16 protein-coding genes and 3 pseudogenes are annotated in these 18,136 nt (G+C 54.8%); 7 read left to right on the forward strand and 12 right to left on the reverse strand.

Translation table 11 applies throughout. From position 1 onward, the window contains the following. The coding region (locus ACOTXF_RS10535) for an IS1 family transposase (protein WP_001401901.1) at positions 1-79 on the forward strand (79 nt) is incomplete at its 5' end. Between the two features lie 15 nt (positions 80-94). Here the strand turns inward: ACOTXF_RS10535 and ACOTXF_RS10540 are convergent. Continuing rightward, a pseudogene (locus tag ACOTXF_RS10540) lies at positions 95-427 on the reverse strand (universal stress protein); the annotation flags it as partial. Positions 428-714: 287 nt separating this feature from the next. Between ACOTXF_RS10540 and ydfZ the strand changes: the two are divergent. Next, positions 715-918 carry a putative selenium delivery protein YdfZ gene (gene ydfZ, locus ACOTXF_RS10545; RefSeq protein WP_014883679.1) on the forward strand — a complete coding sequence of 68 codons (204 nt, stop codon included), beginning with the start codon at positions 715-717 and terminating at the stop codon, positions 916-918. Between the two features lie 43 nt (positions 919-961). Here ydfZ and ACOTXF_RS10550 read toward each other — a convergent pair whose 3' ends face one another. From ACOTXF_RS10550 to ACOTXF_RS10570, 5 genes are all read right to left on the reverse strand, one after another. Beyond that, positions 962-2,425, reverse strand: coding sequence for a mannitol dehydrogenase family protein (locus tag ACOTXF_RS10550; protein WP_232926779.1), 1,464 nt, complete (start codon positions 2,423-2,425; stop codon positions 962-964). 222 nt (positions 2,426-2,647) lie between these two features. Then, a complete protein-coding gene (locus tag ACOTXF_RS10555) occupies positions 2,648-4,015 on the reverse strand; it encodes an MFS transporter (RefSeq protein ID WP_249577559.1) in 1,368 nt (455 codons plus the stop codon). A gap of 73 nt (positions 4,016-4,088) precedes the next feature. Further along, positions 4,089-5,108 carry a Zn-dependent oxidoreductase gene (locus ACOTXF_RS10560; RefSeq protein ID WP_025911408.1) on the reverse strand — a complete coding sequence of 340 codons (1,020 nt, stop codon included), beginning with the start codon at positions 5,106-5,108 and terminating at the stop codon, positions 4,089-4,091. 14 nt (positions 5,109-5,122) lie between these two features. Next, a complete protein-coding gene (manD, locus tag ACOTXF_RS10565; RefSeq protein WP_316937136.1) occupies positions 5,123-6,337 on the reverse strand; it encodes a D-mannonate dehydratase ManD in 1,215 nt (404 codons plus the stop codon). 110 nt (positions 6,338-6,447) lie between these two features. After that, positions 6,448-6,774 carry a YnfA family protein gene (locus tag ACOTXF_RS10570; protein WP_008502413.1) on the reverse strand — a complete coding sequence of 109 codons (327 nt, stop codon included), beginning with the start codon at positions 6,772-6,774 and terminating at the stop codon, positions 6,448-6,450. 152 nt (positions 6,775-6,926) lie between these two features. On the opposite strand from ACOTXF_RS10570, the gene ACOTXF_RS10575 reads away from it, so the two are divergent. Continuing rightward, on the forward strand, positions 6,927-7,265 hold the full coding sequence (locus ACOTXF_RS10575; protein WP_008502414.1) for a DUF1283 family protein: 339 nt from the start codon (positions 6,927-6,929) through the stop codon (positions 7,263-7,265). Continuing rightward, positions 7,265-7,825, forward strand: a complete 561-nt coding sequence (gene speG / locus ACOTXF_RS10580; protein ID WP_025911414.1) for a spermidine N1-acetyltransferase — start codon at positions 7,265-7,267, stop codon at positions 7,823-7,825. Before ACOTXF_RS10575 ends, speG begins: the two co-directional genes overlap by 1 nt. 143 nt (positions 7,826-7,968) lie before the next feature. On the opposite strand, the gene ACOTXF_RS10585 is transcribed toward speG, so the two are convergent. Continuing rightward, a complete protein-coding gene (locus tag ACOTXF_RS10585; RefSeq protein WP_008502416.1) occupies positions 7,969-8,685 on the reverse strand; it encodes a YnfC family lipoprotein in 717 nt (238 codons plus the stop codon). A gap of 98 nt (positions 8,686-8,783) precedes the next feature. Between ACOTXF_RS10585 and ACOTXF_RS10590 the strand changes: the two genes are divergently transcribed. After that, positions 8,784-9,053, forward strand: a complete 270-nt coding sequence (locus ACOTXF_RS10590; RefSeq protein ID WP_021241220.1) for a DUF1161 domain-containing protein — start codon at positions 8,784-8,786, stop codon at positions 9,051-9,053. Between the two features lie 131 nt (positions 9,054-9,184). Continuing rightward, positions 9,185-10,612 (forward strand): annotated as a pseudogene (locus tag ACOTXF_RS10595) (molybdopterin-dependent oxidoreductase); the annotation flags it as partial. 658 nt (positions 10,613-11,270) lie between these two features. On the opposite strand, the gene ACOTXF_RS10600 reads toward ACOTXF_RS10595, so the two are convergent. The 5 genes from ACOTXF_RS10600 to ACOTXF_RS10620 all read right to left on the reverse strand — a co-directional run bounded on the left by ACOTXF_RS10600 (position 11,271) and on the right by ACOTXF_RS10620 (position 16,767). Continuing rightward, positions 11,271-12,260, reverse strand: a complete 990-nt coding sequence (locus ACOTXF_RS10600) for a hypothetical protein (protein ID WP_219379873.1) — start codon at positions 12,258-12,260, stop codon at positions 11,271-11,273. A gap of 69 nt (positions 12,261-12,329) precedes the next feature. Beyond that, positions 12,330-12,821 carry a hypothetical protein gene (locus ACOTXF_RS10605; RefSeq protein WP_016239248.1) on the reverse strand — a complete coding sequence of 164 codons (492 nt, stop codon included), beginning with the start codon at positions 12,819-12,821 and terminating at the stop codon, positions 12,330-12,332. 329 nt (positions 12,822-13,150) lie between these two features. Then, the gene (locus tag ACOTXF_RS10610; RefSeq protein WP_045295918.1) at positions 13,151-13,909 is read right to left on the reverse strand and encodes a Rha family transcriptional regulator; all 759 of its coding nucleotides are present in this window, start codon (positions 13,907-13,909) and stop codon (positions 13,151-13,153) included. A gap of 694 nt (positions 13,910-14,603) precedes the next feature. Next, complete coding sequence (locus tag ACOTXF_RS10615; protein WP_096221633.1) at positions 14,604-15,104, reverse strand: hypothetical protein; 501 nt, start codon at positions 15,102-15,104, stop codon at positions 14,604-14,606. Between the two features lie 331 nt (positions 15,105-15,435). Next, positions 15,436-16,767 (reverse strand): site-specific integrase, encoded by a 1,332-nt coding sequence (locus ACOTXF_RS10620; RefSeq protein WP_241031169.1) that lies wholly within the window; start codon positions 16,765-16,767, stop codon positions 15,436-15,438. Positions 16,768-17,094: 327 nt separating this feature from the next. Here ACOTXF_RS10620 and ACOTXF_RS10625 point away from each other — a divergent pair. Continuing rightward, positions 17,095-18,129 (forward strand): annotated as a pseudogene (locus ACOTXF_RS10625) (molybdopterin dinucleotide binding domain-containing protein); the annotation flags it as partial. Positions 18,130-18,136 lie beyond the last annotated feature (7 nt).

Genomic DNA, 18,136 nt, shown 5'->3' on the forward strand with positions numbered 1-18,136 from the left:
GTCACTGTCGTTCTCAAAATCGGTGGAGCTGCATGACAAAGTCATCGGGCATTATCTGAACATAAAACACTATCAGTAAGTTGGAGTCATTACCGACGATCGCGTCATATTCCCCCTCTTTGCTCAGCCTGATAATTTCATCGCGGACGTTGCCAAAGCGAACCAGGCTGTCAATTTTCTCCGGCGAGATGTCGAACAGCCTTTTTAACGCGTTCATTTTCTTCCCGGATTCCTCAGTCATATATTCTTCGAACTTTTTAATATCGGCGTTAAAACCGCGCAGCAGGGATCGGCTGCTGGTCGGCAGAATATTGACCAGGGTAATCGACGCGCCCTCGGCCTTCGCGAGGTTAGCCGCGTGGCGAACCGCTTTGTCACTCAAATCCATTTCAAATACATCAACAGGCATCAAAATCTTCTTATACATAAGCCTGGCTCCTTATTCCGATGAAAGGGTTATTTCCTGTACCCAGAATGGCACCGGGAAAATAAACCAACCCTCAACGCTTCCCTGATGAAACTATCAGTTAATGAAAATAACGGTCTGCTTTGTCAATTGCTGTCGTGAACCGTCAGCACCCGACGCAATAAAGAAAAAAGTGTGAGTTTGATCAAAAACAAAAACATCTGATGCAGACAGGCGTATTTATATGCCCCGTGAACGGCAACCCTGAAATAACGCCGTAACGAACAGGTTAGAGAGGAGAAAATACCATGATGACATACGACCGTAACCGCAATGCAATCACCACCGGCAGCCGCGTCATGATTAGCGGCACAGGCAAAACTGGCGTGATTAAAGCGATCCACAGCGACGGGCTGGATGCCGCGCAGGTGCGCCGCAGCAAAACGGTTGAAGTGGAAGGATGCGAAGGTAAGTTCGAACCGATTGAGCTGATTCGCCTGGGTATGCACTAAACGGTGCGCAGACATGCCGCCGCGAACGGCGGCATGTGCTGAATTACCGTTGAGACACGTACTGCGCCACGGTCGCTTTCGCGCCCTTTTGCAGCAGCGTCTGGTATGCCTTCATCACCGCATCAACAAAGACGGCTTCACGCGGTAGCTCCTTGCCAAAGATGGCTTCAATGCCAAGCAGCGCCCTGACCCGGCTTTCCCCTTCCGCACTGCTCTTCACCGCCGCCTGAATCACTGCCAGCTGCGGATCGCTCACGTCAATCGCGTTACCCTGCTCGTCCACGCCGCCGACATAGCGCATCCACCCTGCCACGCCCAGCGCCAGCAGCGGGAAAGGCTTCTGATACACCAGGTGCCAGCGCACGGAATCCAGCATGCGCTGCGGAAGCTTCTGGCTGCCGTCCATTGCAATCTGCCAGGTCCGATGGCGCAGGGCCGGGTTGCTGTAGCGGGCAATCAGGAGATCGGCATAGCGTCCTAAATCGACGCCTTTGACCTTCAGCGTAGGCGCCTGCTCGTTAAGCATCAGCGCGTGCGCGGAGACGCGGTAGTTTTCATCTTCCATACAGTCGTTAATATGCTGATAGCCCGCCAGATAGCCCAGGTACGCCAGGAATGAGTGGCTGCCGTTAAGCATGCGCAGCTTCATCTCTTCAAACGGGATAACATCTGACACCAGCTCGGCTCCGGCTTTTTCCCACGCTGGACGGCCGGCCACAAAGTTATCTTCGATCACCCACTGACGGAACGGTTCACAGGCCACCGCCGCCGGATCGCGCACGCCGGTAAGCTGTTCAATTTTATCCAGCGTGTCTGGGGTGACCGCAGGCACGATGCGATCCACCATCGTTGACGGGAAAGTAACGTGGGATTCGATCCAGTCCGCCAGTTCACCGTCTACCGCACGGGCGTACGCGCAGGTGACATTCCGCATCACATGACCGTTCTCCGGCATGTTATCGCAGGACATCACGCTAAACGCAGGCAGACCCGCCGCCTTACGCCGCGCCAGCGCTTCCACGATCACACCCGGCGCAGATTTCGGCTGGTGCGGGTTTTGCAGGTCTGCGACGATAAAAGGGTGATCGAGCATCAGTTGCCCGGTCGCCGGGGAATGGCAGTACCCTTTCTCGGTGATGGTCAGCGAGACAATCGCCACCTGCGGTTCGCACATCGCGGCCAGCACGGTCTCGAGCCCGTCAACCTGCGCATGCAGCGCCTTTTTTACCACGCCAACCACGCGGGAGGTCCACGCATCGGCAGACATTTCCGCCACGGTATAGAGATTATCCTGCGCGTTCAGATCGGCAATCTGCTGTTCGCCGCCAATCAGGTTAACCTCACAGTATCCCCAGTCGCTACCGTGTTCCGCGGCGAGGATGTCGGCGTACACTGCCTGATGCGCACGGTGAAATGCGCCAAACCCTAAATGAACGATGCGTGCTTTAAGGCTGTCGCGATCGTACTGTGGCAGCGTCGCGTTGACCTGTAATAAGGTATTTTCCATGATTAAGACTCGTTAATTAGAAAGCTGTGGATCGCTGCCGCCCATGCTGAAGCGGCAGCGCCTGCTGACTACACCAACTAGAATGGTAGCTGGAGTAAAAAAAGTGAACTGCCATCAACCATACTGATACTGCCGTTTGAGTTTTTGATTTATATTAACTTTTCTTCATGTGGTGTGACACAAAATCAAAGTTGTGTGACAGGTAACGCAAGTTATAAACCATCAGCGTCGCGAGGAGACGGCACCGTAACCGACCGTCTCTCTCGGCGCAGACTCGGCTGCGTCTTGCACCGCGCTTAAATCACGGTCGCGCACTTCCGGCATCAGGATCGCCGAGATCAGTCCAATCACGGAATAGGCCACCAGCATGGCGACAATCGGCCACCAGGAGCCGGTCATATTGCAGAAAATCCCTGCCAGTACCGGACCAAAGCCCACCGCTACGAGACCGCCCGCCTCTTTGGAGATCGCCATACGGGTAAAGCGATTTCGCGAGCCAAACATCTCCGCCATGGTGATATTTTCCAGCGCAAACAGCCCCAGCACGGCGAAGTTATGGATAACGATGATGCAGAGCATGATCGTCCCCGGCGCATAGCTCTTATCGACGATGATCGACAGCATCGGATAGGCCAGAATAATGGCGGAGATATTGAGGATAATGTACGGCAGACGGCGCCCCACTTTATCGGAAAGCCAGCCCAGCAGCGGAATGGAGATAAACCCGAGAATGGAGCTGATCATCAGCGCATCGGTCGGGATGGCCTTATCGAACAGCAGCGTCTGGACCAGATAACCCGCGAGGAAGGTCTGGATGAGCCCCGAGTTGCCCGCCTGGCCGAAACGCAGGCCGGTCGCCAGCCAGAAGGATTTGCTTTTCACCATGGAACCCAGTGAGGTGTCCGGCTGCGCAGCTTGCACATCGTTCACTTTCTCAAAGACCGGGCTCTCCTTGAGGTTCATACGCAGCCAGATGGCGAAGATCATCACCACGACGCTGGCGAGGAACGGCACGCGCCAGCCCCTGGCGAGCAGCTGTTCACGATCGAGGGCAAAGAACATGATGGCCCAGATCGCCGTTGCGCTCAGCGTCCCGCAGTTAGTCCCCATCGCCACCAGCGAGGAGATGATGCCGCGTTTACCTTTCGGCGCGTACTCCGCCAGCATGGTCCCGGCCCCGGAGATCTCGGCCCCGGCACCGAGGCCCTGAATAATGCGCAGCATCACCAGCAGCACGGGGGCAAAAATCCCGATCTGCGCGTAGGTCGGCAGGACGCCAATCAGCGTGGTGCAGATCCCCATCATGGTGATAGTAATGAACAGCACCTTCTTACGACCAATGCTGTCGCCCATTCTGCCGAAGATAAAGGCGCCGACGATGCGCGCAATATAGCCTGCGCCGTAGGTGCCCATCGCGAGGATCAGCGCCATCGCGGCAGACTGTTCCGGGAAGAAGATCTCATGGAAGACCAGAGCGGCGCCCAGCGAGTAAAGCTGGAAGTCCATAAATTCCAGGGCGGTGCCCAGCCAGCCGGAAACGGCGGCTTTTACCAGATCGGATGTGGTTCTTTGAGGTTGTACTTGCGTCATAATGGCTATCTCTGAAAGGTAAGATGCGTACCACATAGCGCCTGTCTGCGCAGGCGCTTAACCGCGTAAATGATTATTGGCCAAACGTGAGCAAAACTTTGCAGCACTGCCGCTGGTCTTTCTCAAACAGTTCAATAGCGTCTTTAACGTGGTGATAGTCAAAGGTATGGGTGATCAGTTTTTCCGGGTCGATCAGCCCCCTCTTCAGCCAGTCGATAACGACCGGGAATTTGTTGGCGTTCAGGCGCGAGGAGAAGATCGCCAGCTCTTTGCCGGTGATGCCCTGCTGAACAATCTGGCTCGGCTCGCTGGAGAACCCCATCAGCACGATGCGCGCCGCCGGTGAGGCCAGGGTTATCGCTTCCTGCAAAATGGAGGGATGGCAGGCGGCATCAATGATTAACGTCGGTTTGATGCCTTTTTCCTCCAGCGCGGCCTGCAGCGACTGCTCGCCGTTATTAAAGACCCAATCCGCGCCGCTGCGCCGGGCCATCGCCAGACGCTCGTCTATGCGATCAACCACGATAACCTGCTTCACCTGATAGACGCCTTTCAGGGCCTGAACCGTAACCAGCCCCATCGGCCCGGCGCCATATATCAGCGCGACGTCCTGTTCAGTCGGTTTCGCCTGCCCCGTTACGTTGGCGGCGATGGTGAAGGGCTCAACCATGACGGCGTGCTTATCAGGAATGTCATCCGGAATGGGCCAGGCGTTTTGTGCGGGCACGACCGCATATTCGCTAAAGCCGCCGTCACGGTGAACGCCCAGCACCACCAGCGAGGTGCAGACGTTCGGTTTTCCCACGGAGCACGGGTAGCAGTGCCCGCAGCTGATTACCGGATCGACCGAAACGCGCTGGCCCAGGCGCGCGCTGTCAACGCCCTCGCCCACGGCGTCAATCACGCCAAAAAACTCATGGCCGATGACGCGCGGATACTTCGCAAACGGGTTATGGCCGCGGTAGATGTGGCTATCCGACCCGCATATCCCGGCCAGCTTGATACTGACGCGGACGTCACCTGCGCCAGGTACCGGGAGTTGACGCTCTTCAATTACCAGTTCGTTCGGCTGTTGAATCACTACGCTTTTCATCGTTTGCTCCTCGCTTACCAGTTCCACAGCGTGCCGTCTTCAAGACGGGCCACCGGCAGATAGGCCGGATCGTACGGGTATTTCGCCGCCAGCTTCTCATCAAATTCGATGCCCAGCCCCGGCTTGTCGCCCGGATGCATATAGCCGTTATCAAAGCGCCAGCTGTGCGGGAAGACCTCCAGCATCTGTTCGGAGTAGCCCATATATTCCTGCACGCCGAAGTTCGGCACCCACAGGTCGAAATGCAGCGCCGCGGCATGGCACACGGGCGACAGATCCGACGGACCGTGCGAGCCGGTGCGCACCTGATAGAGCGACGCGAAGTCCGCGATGCGGCGCATCCCGGTGATGCCGCCCGCGTGGGTAATGGTGGTGCGGATATAGTCGATCAGCTGCTCTTCGATGAGCTGCTTGCAGTCCCAGATGCTGTTAAACACTTCGCCTACCGCAATGGGCGTAACGGTGTGCTGGCGGATCAGGCGGAAGCAGGCCTGGTTTTCCGCAGGGGTGGGATCCTCCATCCAGAACATGCGGAACGCTTCGATACTCTTGCCGAAGCGCGCCGCTTCGATGGGCGTCAGGCGGTGGTGCATGTCGTGCAGGAGGTGCTCATTGAAGCCGAATTTACTGCGCACCGCGTCGAACAGCTTCGGCGTGAAGTCGAGGTATTTTTCGGTGGACCAGAGCTGCTCTTCCGGCCAGTCGCCTTTGGTCGCAGGCTCGTAGGCCAGCCCCTTCCCTTTGGCCATGCCGTAGGTGGTTTTCATGCCCGGCACGCCGCACTGCACGCGGATCGCCTTAAAGCCCATCTCTTTGTGACGGGCGTAATCTTCCAGCACGTCGTCAATGGTGTGGCCGGTGGTGTGACAGTAGACCATCACCCCTTCCCGGGAGGCGCCGCCCAGCAGCTGGTAGAGCGGCATGTTGGCCGCTTTGGCTTTGATATCCCACAGCGCCATATCCACGGCAGAGATGGCCGACATGTTAACCGGACCGCGACGCCAGTAAGCACCTTTGTAGAAGAACTGCCAGATGTCTTCGATGCGGTGCGCATCGCGGCCAATGAGCTGGGGGCAAAGGTGATCCTTCAGGTATGAGGCCACGGAGAGCTCGCGTCCGTTTAGCGTGGCGTCACCGAGACCGACAATCCCCTCATCGGTGGTGATTTTAAGGGTGACAAAGTTCCTCCCCGGGCAGGTAACAAACACGTCAGCCGCGACAATCTTCATAATTCCTTTCCTTACATCGTTCGTTGTGATGCCGGAAATTTACGCAACTACACTACTACCATACAAGTATAATGATCGTAAAATAAGCTAACGATCACAAAACCGGGGGCTCATGCGCGGCCCCATCCCGCCACAATAATCAGCATACCGCACAGGGCAATCAGCGCGCCGGCCCAGTCATAGACGCTGAGTTTGACGCCGTCCACCACGCGCAGCCACAGCAGCGCCGTGCAGACATAGACGCCGCCGTAAGCCGCATAAACGCGCCCGCTGGCCGCCGGATGCAGCGTTAACAGCCAGACAAACAGGGCCAGCGCAACGCTTGCCGGAATGAGCAGCAATACGGATCCACCCTTTTTGAGCCAGAGCCAGGGCAGGAAGCAACCGATGATTTCACACAGCGCAGTCGCAAAAAAAAGCAGCGTCGTTTTAAGCATATTTCACGTCAGGTGAGGATTTATTTAACCATCATACCTGATGATGCCCTTTACTTTTCCATACTTGCTCCGCGGGTATGCCGTCATTTCGCTTTAGTGTAGAATCTGTACGGGGTAACTTGATTATCTGCACCCATTTAAAAGGAAACGCTATGACCACATTAAGCAAACGCCTTTGTCTGACAGCCCTGCTGGCGCTGTCATCGTTCGCCTTTGCCGCCTCTGCGACAGCGGAAACCAGCAAGCTCATTATTGAGTCTGGTGACAGCGCGCAAAGCCGCCAGAACGCCGCGATGGACAAAGAACAATGGAATGACACCCGTAGCCTTCGCCAGAAGGTCAACAAACGTGCCGAAAAAGAGTGGGACAAAGAAGATGTCGCTTTTGACGCGCGCGATAAGTGTCAGCAAAGTGCAAACGTCAATGCCTACTGGGAGCCTAACACCCTGCGATGCCTGGATCGCCGCACTGGCCGCACGGTAGCCCCATAATGTCGGCGCCCTGCGACGTTAAACTCCGTCCGCTGGAGCGTGAAGACCTGCGCTTTGTCCACCAGCTCGACAACAATGCCAGCGTGATGCGCTACTGGTTCGAAGAGCCTTATGAGGCCTTTGTCGAGCTGTCCGATCTCTACGATAAGCACATTCACGATCAGAGTGAACGTCGTTTTGTGGTGGAGTGTGAAGGTGAAAAAGCCGGGCTGGTGGAGCTGGTTGAGATCAACCACGTTCACCGTCGGGCGGAGTTCCAGATCATCATCTCCCCTGAGCATCAGGGAAAAGGCCTTGCGTCACGCGCGGCCAGGCTGGCAATGGATTACGGATTCAACGTTCTGAATCTCTACAAGCTTTACCTGATTGTGGACAAAGAGAACGAAAAAGCGATCCATATCTATCGCAAGCTGGGCTTTATGATGGAAGGCGAGCTGATTCACGAGTTCTTTATCAACGGTGAATACCGCAACACCATCCGCATGTGCATTTTCCAGCATCAGCACCTGGCCGGACATAAACCGTCAGGCGCCAGCCTGCTGAAACCTACCGCGCAGTAAGATTGATGACAAACCGTGTCATAAACCATTGAGCTGCCTTTCTTGCCGGGTGGCGCTGTGCTTACCCGGCCTACAGGGTGCTTCATTGTAGGCCCGTGCAAGCGTAGCGCCGCCGGGCGAAACGCACAAAATGCACTTTACGCTCAGTAATATTCAATCGTGTTCTTGATGGTGTACTTGTGCTCAACGGCGGGTTTGACGCTGTCGTCCGTGATGGTCAGATCGCAGCTCACCGGGTTATTGTGGCGATCGTAGTCGCAGCTCTGCGTCACGTTGCCCAGCGGCTTGTCATTCAACATGCTGACTGCCGAGTAATCCATTCTTTTGCGCAGGTCTTTCGACGGCGTCGACTGGACGGACAGATGCTGATCCCCTGATACGGTGGTTTTGCCCAGCGGATAGCCATCCGCATCGTAGCGGTACTTCACTTCCATCTCTTTACCGTGCGCCGCCACCACAAATCCGTTGTCGTCGGTATCCCACGTTACCCCGGCTGACGGCAGTTCGGCCAGCTGGCATTTGCCCTGCAGCTTCACTTTGCGCTGCTGGGTTTCCGCATCAAGATAGTAATTGGCATCCAACACCAGCGCCACGCTGGTGTTGGCCTCCAGGTCGTGTAGCTCCAGCGTATCGAAACACCCTTCCGTCGAGACGGTGCCGGTGACCCGTTTGGACACTTCGCCCTTCTCGTTGAACAGCGTCTGGGTAAAGTCTTTGACCGGGCCGCGCAGCGGATCAAAATCAAATTCGTTTGAAAAACTCGCCATCTCGGGCGTAAACGACAGCGGCGCGGAGCTGTTGTCGCACCCCACCAGTGTTGCTGCCAGGAGCGTTATCGCTGCATATTTCTTCACATTCATTTCCGTACAGGGAGATTATTCCCAATCATATTAGCAAATACAGATGTTTACACGAAGCCTGCTAAAATTAATCTCTACACAGAGAAAAGGAGCTACAGATGAAACGGTTACCCTGGATTACCGCCCTGCTGTTAATGAGTGCCTCAACGGCCGCGCTTGCGGCACCGGATTCCTGCGAGCGCGTGAAAAGCGACATTCAGCAGAAGATCGTCAACAACGGCGTGCCTGAGTCAGGTTTTACGCTGAACATTGTGCCGAACGACCAGGCCGATCAGCCGGGCACGCAGGTTGTAGGCCACTGCGCTAACGACACCTTTAAAATTCTGTACACCCGCACAGGCAGCGGTGCGGCAGCTGAACCTCAGTAATTGAGCGTCAATTCCCTTTGATTTGATAAGGATTAAGATCTAATACCCCCAAATAAGTAACACTCACCCCATCATTAGCCCGGATATCATTTCGGGAGAAATAATACGCAATAATAATGATGGGGTGAGCCATGTCCGATGCTGAACATTACGACGGCGGAATTAGCCGTCGAACTCTCGTGAAATCTACGGCGATAGGTTCTCTGGCGCTTGCCGCTGGTGGGATCTCGCTTCCCTTTGGCCTTAAAAGCGCTGCCGCTGCGGTGAAGCACGCCGTCCAGCCTCCTGAAGATACCGTGGTGTGGGGCGCCTGCTCGGTCAACTGCGGCAGCCGCTGTGCGCTGCGTCTGCACGTCCGCGACAACGAAGTGTACTGGGTCGAAACGGATAACACCGGCGAGGATGTGTATGGCGATCACCAGGTGCGCGCCTGCCTGCGCGGACGTTCTATTCGTCGCCGCATCAATCACCCTGACCGTCTGAACTACCCGATGAAGCGCGTGGGCAAACGCGGCGAAGGCAAGTTCGAGCGCATCACGTGGGATGAAGCGCTCGACACGATCGCCGCCAGCCTGAAAGACGTGGTGGCCAACTACGGCAACGAAGCGGTGTATATCAACTACTCTTCCGGGATTGTAGGGGGCAATATCACCCGCTCCTCCCCTTACGCTTCTCTGGTGGCGCGCCTGATGAACTGCTACGGCGGCTTCCTGAGCCACTACGGCACCTACAGCACGGCGCAAATTGCCTGCGCGATGCCCTACACCTACGGCAGCAACGACGGCAACAGTACCTCGGACATCGAAAACACCAAACTGGTAGTGATGTTCGGCAATAACCCGGCGGAAACGCGCATGAGCGGCGGCGGGATTACGTACTATCTGGAACAGGCTCGCGAGCGGTCCAACGCGCGCATGATTGTTATCGACCCGCGCTACACCGACACGGCAGCCGGTCGCGAAGATGAATGGATCCCGATCCGTCCGGGAACCGATGCCGCGCTGGTGGCGGGTATTGCCTGGGTATTAATCGACGAAAACCTGGTCGACCAGCCGTTCCTCGACAAATACTGCGTCGGCTATGACGAAAAAACGCTGCCGGAAGGCGCACCCGCTAACGGTCACTACAAAGCGTATATTCTCGGCCAGGGCGATGACCACACGGCGAAAACGCCGGAGTGGGCCTCCCGCATCACCGGTATTCCCGCCGATCGCATCGTTAAGCTTGCCCGGGAAATCGGCTCCGCTAAACCGGCTTATATCTGCCAGGGCTGGGGACCTCAGCGTCAGGCGAACGGCGAGCTGACCTCCCGCGCTATCGCGATGCTACCGATCCTCACCGGAAACGTCGGGATCAACGGCGGGAACAGCGGCGCGCGTGAGTCCACATACACCATCACCATCGAACGTATGCCGCTGCCGGATAACCCGGTCAAAACGCAAATTTCCTGCTTCAGCTGGACGGACGCCATCGCCCGTGGGCCGGAGATGACCGCCCTGCGCGACGGCGTGCGCGGCAAGGATAAGCTGGACGTGCCGATTAAGTTCATCTGGAACTACAAGGACTTGAAGCGGTTACTCGTTAGAGTCACGAGAGACCTTAGTAGGCCTGAGGTCCTGCATTGAGTCAAGACCTTGTGTCATTCTTTGTGCCAGACTTGTGTCATTAGACGGGATGTCTAGACGGCTGGTCAGGACCCCCGGTGGCCTCTTTGTCAGGACTCAGGGTGGCACCGGGGAACATTGGTGTCTTAATTGTATTGAATGAGGTCTCTAACTTTTGGTCCAAAACTCATCGTTAGCTGCTCGCCAGCTCACAGCCGAACCCGAACTGTAAGCACGACCACCAGCACCAGCTTCAGCAGGAAGACGACAAGATAGACTTTATGCAGGTCCATGCGTCCTCCTGTGTCTATTGTACCACTGCACTAGATAGCTAGTACAAAATAAAGTCCAGACCGAAGGCCCAGACCATAGTTAATTAATCACATTGATAATCCACCACCTGAAGTCCTGCCAACATTCAGTCCAGCCTTACCCATGCTAGGAGTCTTAACCGGGGTGTCGTTCTGTGTCTCCACCACTGGTGCCGCATCAGGCTCTACAGGAAGCTCCACAGCAGGCGCAGGGACCGGAGGTGATACGGATGTACCACCACCAGCGGAGAAGCCCTTAGCGATGGACCGGAGGCCTTTACTAATGCTCTTACCCATTGCTGTTACGCTTCGGTCTTGGTGAACTTCAGGCGTTTGACTACAGGCAGGACTGCGGTTGCAGCGCCAGTGTCCAGCTTAACTGTCGTAGCAGCTTCAGCGACAACGAAGACCTTACCGAGGATTTCCAGAGAGTGAGACTGGGTGTCACCATCACGAGATAGGACGACCGTAATATTTTCACCGTCGTGACGGAAGCAGCCGAAGCTCAGGGCCGTGAAGCGCTTAGCCAGCATGAACACGCCTTTGTCTTCACCGTTGTAATACGCGATGTCGGTACCCAGCATATCAACGATAGCGTCTTCACCAGAGAAGCCCTGTTTAGCAGCCAGACGTGACAGTGCTTTCAGTTGGGACTCATGGGCGATGATGCCGTAATCAGACACTTCAGCGCCAAAGGATGACTCGGTGCTCTCGTACAGAGCGTCCATGATAGTGTCTGCCTTAGCGGTCAGGCTACCAGTCAGGACTGGCAGCTCTACGGTCTTCAGCAGCTTGGAGGACTCCAGAACGTCAACCATGCGAGCGTTGATGGTACGGACCACATTCTCACAGATGTTCATAGCGTCCTGCTGGAGTGTGCCCTGAGTGAAACCGGTGGATGCCTTCGCGTCCCACAGTTTAGTCTGCTCCGAGATGAGGATAGCTTGTTCGATAGGCTCGACGACAATCTCCTGACCAGACGGAACGGTCACGACTTCAGGTCGCTTACCACCACGGACAGGAACGACCACAGAGCGGTCAGCCAGAGTGTGAGCAATGATTGGGGTAGGCAGGCTATTGCGGGCAGGCAGGACTTCTACAGGGAACGGGATGTTCTCCTGAGCGGACTTAAGAACACCATTCAGCATGGTCTTAACCAGCTTAGCCAGCTCAAAGGCATAGACCTGCGGGTCAGCGTTAGTCGGCAGACCTTCATTAATCTGAATGTTGTCAGTGTCGGTGATGCGTACTGGCTCAATACCAAACTGATACGCGTCTTTAATCATGTTCATAATCTCTCTCCTTAATGAAATCTTGATGTCCCCAGCCACAGGTCAGGGACAGAATGGGTGTGTGTGTTCTTAGATGGAGTCCATCCAGTTGCTACCGGAATCAATATCAGCGATGACAGCAGCACGGGAACGACCAGCAGAATGGGTAGCGTTGCGGAGGTTCTCTCCATAAGCACGACGCTCAGCTTTGACCTGTTCGCGGCGCTGTAGCTCTTTCTGCCACTCTGCGTCTGTCATGTTCTCTTCACGCATACGGTCTGCCTGAAGTCTCTGCTCTTTGGCGATACGCTCGGCCTCAGCTCGTTTGTTAAGCTGGCGACGCTGGTAGGCTGTCATCAGTTCATTACTGAAGAAGTTGCCGATGGTCACGCCAGCTTCAGCCAGCGCTTCCAGCATTTCCATTGCCTCGCGGCTGGTGGACGGCAGTCCTGACAGATAGCCCGGAATCAGGGTCTTAATAGCGAATGACAGCGGATAGGGCTGACCGTCCAGACTCACAGTGTTTTCATAAAGGTTGATGTCGGTGACTGACAGCTTCCAGTTGTTGTTGTTGAACATCATAGGTAATTCTCCTCTTGAGAGTTGAGACTATCGGTATCGCAGACGCAGTAGCGCCTACGGGTCTCCCCGCATCGGTCATCTCAAAAGGTTTAAATTAAGGTTTACGGTCCGGAGATTTCCGGAGCGGTCAAGACTCCAGTTTCGCAAAGGCTCGGCGTAACTGATTATTCAAATCACGGTCCACCAGCATGGATATCAGCTCGTCTCGACTGTAGTAAGGGCGCTCGGGGTCTTCGACACCAAGTCTCAGCAGAGACAGCAGATGACGTGTAGGAAGACCACGGTAACGGAGGGTCGCTTTGCCGATAGGTGTGCGAGGGTCAATCATCTTAGAGTCCCTCCAGCTTGCCGGATTGGGCCTGCTTCAGGAGGTGCTCTTGCTTCTGCTGGTCGGTGCCAGTGAAGGCAATAAGGATGCCTCTCAGCCTATCGACTGTCGCAGGCTTACCGAAGACCTCCAGCCCCTTAGCATTGAACCGGAAGTTATAACCACCTGCTGAGAACTTCTGGTCTGACGGCTTAATGATACGAAAGCAGTCGGAATACTTCGGATTTACAGACCACTCGTTGCTGATTGGGTTCTTACGAAAGAGACCACGATGCTGAAGAAGTGCGGTCATTAGCTTCTGAGCGGGTAGACCATAGGTTTTGCAGTAGTCACCCCAAGTCACGCCTCGACGGTTAGCGGACTGAGCGGCGGCTCGGGTCTTCTGCTCTTCCAGTTGAAGGACTCGACGCTCTAACGTCTGAATATGGTCGTAACACTTGGCGCGGAGGTGAACGGAATAGCCAGCGACCAGAATAAAAGTATGCTTACGGTCGAGACGATACATTGTTCGGCTCTCACCTTTCGCGTCCTTGTATACTTCCTCGCCAACGCGCCCAAATTTGGACCCGTTAAGCTCGCTGCTCAAAGTTGAGCTGCCAGAATCTCGCTGCTCAGTTTTGGACCCGTTAAGCTCTTCGACCATATTACGAATATCTCGTAAAACGTGTTTATGTTCTTTTCCTGTCAGCTCCGCAATTTCAACTGAGGTCATGGACACAAGCTGGTCGAGGTTAATGATGCTGATTTCTTGTTGAGACATTTACGTGTACTCCTTTTGTTTGCACCCTGAAGTCGCACCCTACTGACCTACTCAAGCCCCCACGTAAAGGGAGACCAGCAGGCAACAGGACGCAAACAGAATGACTTGAGGTAATTGTGATGTGGTCTGCGATGACCATTGCGGTGATTGGTTCGGTCGGAAAAGTTTTCCGTTCGGATAAGGCGGATTTTCTGCCTATTCCTCAGCTTTGAGCACTGCTCAGTTTTGGGGACGTTAAGCAGGTTTCCATTTTCGCGACCTGTGATAGAGCCACCCGTTCACTCCGCAATTTTACCGGAGTGGTCCTCATGAAGGTGGAGACCCATGTTACTCTTTTTAACAAACCCGTTTTCTGGGTTGGTTAGATAGCGTCTGACAGAGGAGGTCTCTTCCAGCCATATAAAGGTGCGACCGCATGTCAAGACGAGCTGTAAGGACTCCAGATGGTGAGCGGTGATAAACTTAAGCCAATGAGATGACTGAAGAACGCTAACGAGCTGGAGGTCATACAGGAGGTCTGACAGAGGCGGTCACAGACCTTGACTACTTAGGAGAGATACTTAATGTCGGTTGACCAGATGCTCGCATGTTCTGACGCATCAGACTCAGAGGCAAGGTTGGTCTCCCTATAGTGATAGTTTAGGGGGGTGTCCCTATAGTGAGGGTGTATTCCAACCCAGAGCTGGCGCGGCTCTCAGGACAGGCACTGATCGTTGTAGTCCAGCCACGTGTAATCCTCTCGGTCCTTCAGAACCTTAGCCAGACTCACAGCCGTAGCCTGAAGCACGCTATTAACGTGGCGCAGGTAGCGAGGAGACGGTGAACGACCCGTGATGGCGGTGTATGACTTGGCAGTGTTGCGGGAGAAGATGTCGTTGGTGCCATATAAGGCAGAGAACAGGTACGCCTTAGATACCGGGAGTCCAGCACCAACAGCGCCACTGGTAGCCCGCGAGAGTCCTGTGAACACATCGTCAGCCCATGGGTACGCCTCAACAAGCTGAGAATAAGAGAGACATCCAGTCTCAATCAGCCACGCACGGACAGCCCGATTGTCGATGACCACAGGAGGCTTACCTGTGCGGGCCTTGGGTTCGTCATATGTCGGTGCTGGTAGCTGTTGCTGGTGGTCGGAATCGTCACCGAAGAAGGCCGCATTGTCAGACTCGGTGTAGCACTGAATTGTAATGGCCATGTATGGTCCTCCTCTTAAGGTTTTGATTGGGGTGGAGGACGGGCCGTCTCTCCTAAGGTGATAGTTAAGGGTCTGAACCCTAAACTCCCTAAGGTGAGGGGATATTTAAGTCGCTGAAAAGCAATGAAAATTTGGAGGACCTGAGTTAGGGAACCAGTTTAAATAAAGACACATAGACAGACTTAAAGTGGGACAGCCGAAGGCGGACCAGTGGGCCTATAGTCAGGAGGGATTATGATTATTATCACCCTCCATAACTTCAGTCCTGACTTCAGTAACACAAGGTTCAACCATCAGGAACAATCATGGTCTCCACCTTGTGTCTTCCTACTTAAAGAAGCGCCACTTTAAGCGCATCAGCCAGTCTCTTCACTGCGTGTCCCCGACCATACAAATCGTATGTGATGGACTGCGAGCTGTGACCTAAGATGCCTTGAGCATCCACCAGATTGACTCCACGCTCTTTCATTCTGGTCGCTAGCCAGTGCCTCAGACTGTGGAGAGAGACATCCGTAGCGTCTCCCAGAGCTTCAGTCAGGACCCTTGAGTTAAACCAGTTTGAGTAGGCGCTCGGAGTCATCCCGAAGAGAGGACCCTCGTCAGGCTGCGTGTCTACCCATGAGAGGAAGGACGCTAAGTCGAATCCATGCACACCATCGGTCAACGGCACAAGTCGGACTGAATGCTTGTTCTTCACTGACTTGCCGTCCCCATCTTCATTGATGTCGATACAGACCAGTCCATTGTCCAAGGTTACGATGTCACGTTTAGTCAGGTGGCAGACCTCAGCAGACCGAGCGCCAGTGACCACAGACACCAGAGACGCCCATCTACGGGCCTCTGAGGTCGTGTGAGCCGTATGTCGTGTGAACTGATACTCAGACTCAACACGGACCAGAAGTCTCTCCAACTCCTCGTCAGTGAACGCTCTGCGCTTGGAGTCAACATCCTTGGTCAGCTTCATCCGTTCGATAGGGTTACGGCCCTCCAGATGCCCATTCATAAGACCATAATCAAGACACATCTTCGCCTTGGTCAGCAGCTTGTTAATCGTCGACGGTCTCACCTCAGCAGCCAGCATAGAGTCCCTGACAGCCAGCCACCCAGAGCGGGACATCAGGTCCATGTCTTCAGGCAGGAACCGGGAGACAGTATTGAGTGAGGACGACAGGTCCTTGTAGCTGGATGTCTTCAGGGTCTGGACCTTCTCAGCTAGCAGCGAGGACACTAGGCTTGAAAAAACTACAGATGGTTGGCGCTCTCTCGTGAATACTTGTGGGCTGACCCCCTGCTCGATCCTCAGAATTGACGTAGAGTCGCCTATAGTTGAGTCATCAGTAAGGTTATTATCATCAATCAGCTTAATCAGACCAGAGGTATCACCAGTGTCTACCCTCTGCTGTGCTGCGGTCAGGACTTCAAGCGCTAACCTTATGCCCTTCTGCTGGTCCAGACTCAATGCTTGCGTAGCGGCTAGCTCCTTCAGGTTGGACTTCTCGTCGACCAGAGTAGCGACCTCAAGTCCATTCCAGTAATCGTCACTAGCGTCTGTCAGGAACTGCTCAGCCATAGACCGGAGATGCTCTGTAAGCTCCTGTAGTGAGACTTCAGGCCTATCCAACATGAAGGCCTTAGCGGTGGCTGCAAGCTCTCTCTGACGCATTGTGGCTACTCTCCTGTCTGTGCTGCGGGTCGATACTGAAAGAAACGGTGTGGTCTGTCCCTTGAGTCTGAAGCGGATAGTATATCGACCGTTAGCTCTACGGACTATCTGTGGCGTAGCGAGCCTTGCGAGCAAGTGCGGGACTGCAAGGTCCTTGATTTGTGTCAGCCTTGTGTCAGGACTTGAGGTGTAGACTTGCTGATACAGATAGGGAGACCCAGAGAAAGAACTGGATGCACATACAGTATTATCATGGTTAATGTCAGTCATATCAGGACCTTAAGTAGCGTTGAGTCAACTACTTCAAGTCCATCCATCCGTCTGACAGTGGAGTCCATCTGGAACTACGCGGGCAACACCCTCATCAACCAGCATTCCGATATCAATAAAACCCACGATATCCTGCAGGATGAAAGCAAGTGCGAAATGATTGTGGTCATTGATAACTTCATGACGTCGTCAGCGAAGTATGCCGATATCGTGTTGCCGGACCTGATGACCGTCGAGCAGGAAGACATCATTCCAAACGATTATGCGGGCAACATGGGCTACCTGATATTCCTTCAGCCCGTGACCGCGCCGAAGTTTGAACGCAAGCCCATCTACTGGATCATGAGCGAAGTGGCGAAACGCCTCGGGCCGGATATCCATCAGAAATTTACCGAAGGACGGACGCAGGAACAGTGGCTGCAGTATCTGTATGCCAAAATGCTCGAAAAAGACCCTCAACTGCCGTCCTATGACGAGCTGAAAAAAATGGGCATTTACAAGCGCAAAGATCCGAACGGCCATTTTGTGGCCTATAAAAAATTCCGTGAAAACCCGGAAGCCAATCCGCTGAAAACCCCATCGGGTAAGATTGAAATTTACTCCAGCAAGCTGGCGAAGATTGCGGCCACCTGGGAGCTGGAAAAAGATGAGACCATCAGCCCGCTGCCCGTCTACGCGTCAACCTTCGACGGCTGGGACGCGCCCGAGCGCGCGCGGTTCCCGCTGCAGCTGTTTGGCTTCCACTTTAAGGCCCGTACCCACTCGAGCTACGGTAACGTGGACGTGCTGAAAGCCGCCTGCCGCCAGGAGGTCTGGCTTAATCCTGTCGATGCCGAAAAACGCGGCATTAAGAACGGCGATACGGTGCGGGTCTTTAACGACCGCGGCGAGGTACGAATTGAAGCGAAAGTGACGCCGCGCATCATGCCCGGCGTCAGCGCTATGGGCCAGGGGGCCTGGCACGACGCCAATATGAGTGGCGATCGTGTCGACCACGGCTCATGCATCAACACCCTGACCACGCACCGCCCGTCACCGCTGGCCAAAGGCAACCCGCAGCACACCAATCTGGTACAGATCGAGAAGGTGTAACGGGTGA

The organism is Enterobacter cloacae complex sp. IR53041 (assembly GCF_049238285.1).
Lineage (GTDB): Bacteria > Pseudomonadota > Gammaproteobacteria > Enterobacterales > Enterobacteriaceae > Enterobacter > Enterobacter roggenkampii.

What these genes read in the sequence shown, in the direction of transcription:
- ydfZ (WP_014883679.1), top strand. Translation starts at nt 715, where the DNA reads ATGATGACATACGACCGTAACCGCAATGCAATCACCACCGGCAGCCGC.
- ACOTXF_RS10550 (WP_232926779.1), bottom strand. Translation starts at nt 2,425, where the DNA reads ATGGAAAATACCTTATTACAGGTCAACGCGACGCTGCCACAGTACGAT.
- ACOTXF_RS10555 (WP_249577559.1), bottom strand. Translation starts at nt 4,015, where the DNA reads ATGACGCAAGTACAACCTCAAAGAACCACATCCGATCTGGTAAAAGCC.
- ACOTXF_RS10560 (WP_025911408.1), bottom strand. Translation starts at nt 5,108, where the DNA reads ATGAAAAGCGTAGTGATTCAACAGCCGAACGAACTGGTAATTGAAGAG.
- manD (WP_316937136.1), bottom strand. Translation starts at nt 6,337, where the DNA reads ATGAAGATTGTCGCGGCTGACGTGTTTGTTACCTGCCCGGGGAGGAAC.
- ACOTXF_RS10570 (WP_008502413.1), bottom strand. Translation starts at nt 6,774, where the DNA reads ATGCTTAAAACGACGCTGCTTTTTTTTGCGACTGCGCTGTGTGAAATC.
- ACOTXF_RS10575 (WP_008502414.1), top strand. Translation starts at nt 6,927, where the DNA reads ATGACCACATTAAGCAAACGCCTTTGTCTGACAGCCCTGCTGGCGCTG.
- speG (WP_025911414.1), top strand. Translation starts at nt 7,265, where the DNA reads ATGTCGGCGCCCTGCGACGTTAAACTCCGTCCGCTGGAGCGTGAAGAC.
- ACOTXF_RS10585 (WP_008502416.1), bottom strand. Translation starts at nt 8,685, where the DNA reads ATGAATGTGAAGAAATATGCAGCGATAACGCTCCTGGCAGCAACACTG.
- ACOTXF_RS10590 (WP_021241220.1), top strand. Translation starts at nt 8,784, where the DNA reads ATGAAACGGTTACCCTGGATTACCGCCCTGCTGTTAATGAGTGCCTCA.
- ACOTXF_RS10600 (WP_219379873.1), bottom strand. Translation starts at nt 12,260, where the DNA reads ATGAACATGATTAAAGACGCGTATCAGTTTGGTATTGAGCCAGTACGC.
- ACOTXF_RS10605 (WP_016239248.1), bottom strand. Translation starts at nt 12,821, where the DNA reads ATGATGTTCAACAACAACAACTGGAAGCTGTCAGTCACCGACATCAAC.
- ACOTXF_RS10610 (WP_045295918.1), bottom strand. Translation starts at nt 13,909, where the DNA reads ATGTCTCAACAAGAAATCAGCATCATTAACCTCGACCAGCTTGTGTCC.
- ACOTXF_RS10615 (WP_096221633.1), bottom strand. Translation starts at nt 15,104, where the DNA reads ATGGCCATTACAATTCAGTGCTACACCGAGTCTGACAATGCGGCCTTC.
- ACOTXF_RS10620 (WP_241031169.1), bottom strand. Translation starts at nt 16,767, where the DNA reads ATGCGTCAGAGAGAGCTTGCAGCCACCGCTAAGGCCTTCATGTTGGAT.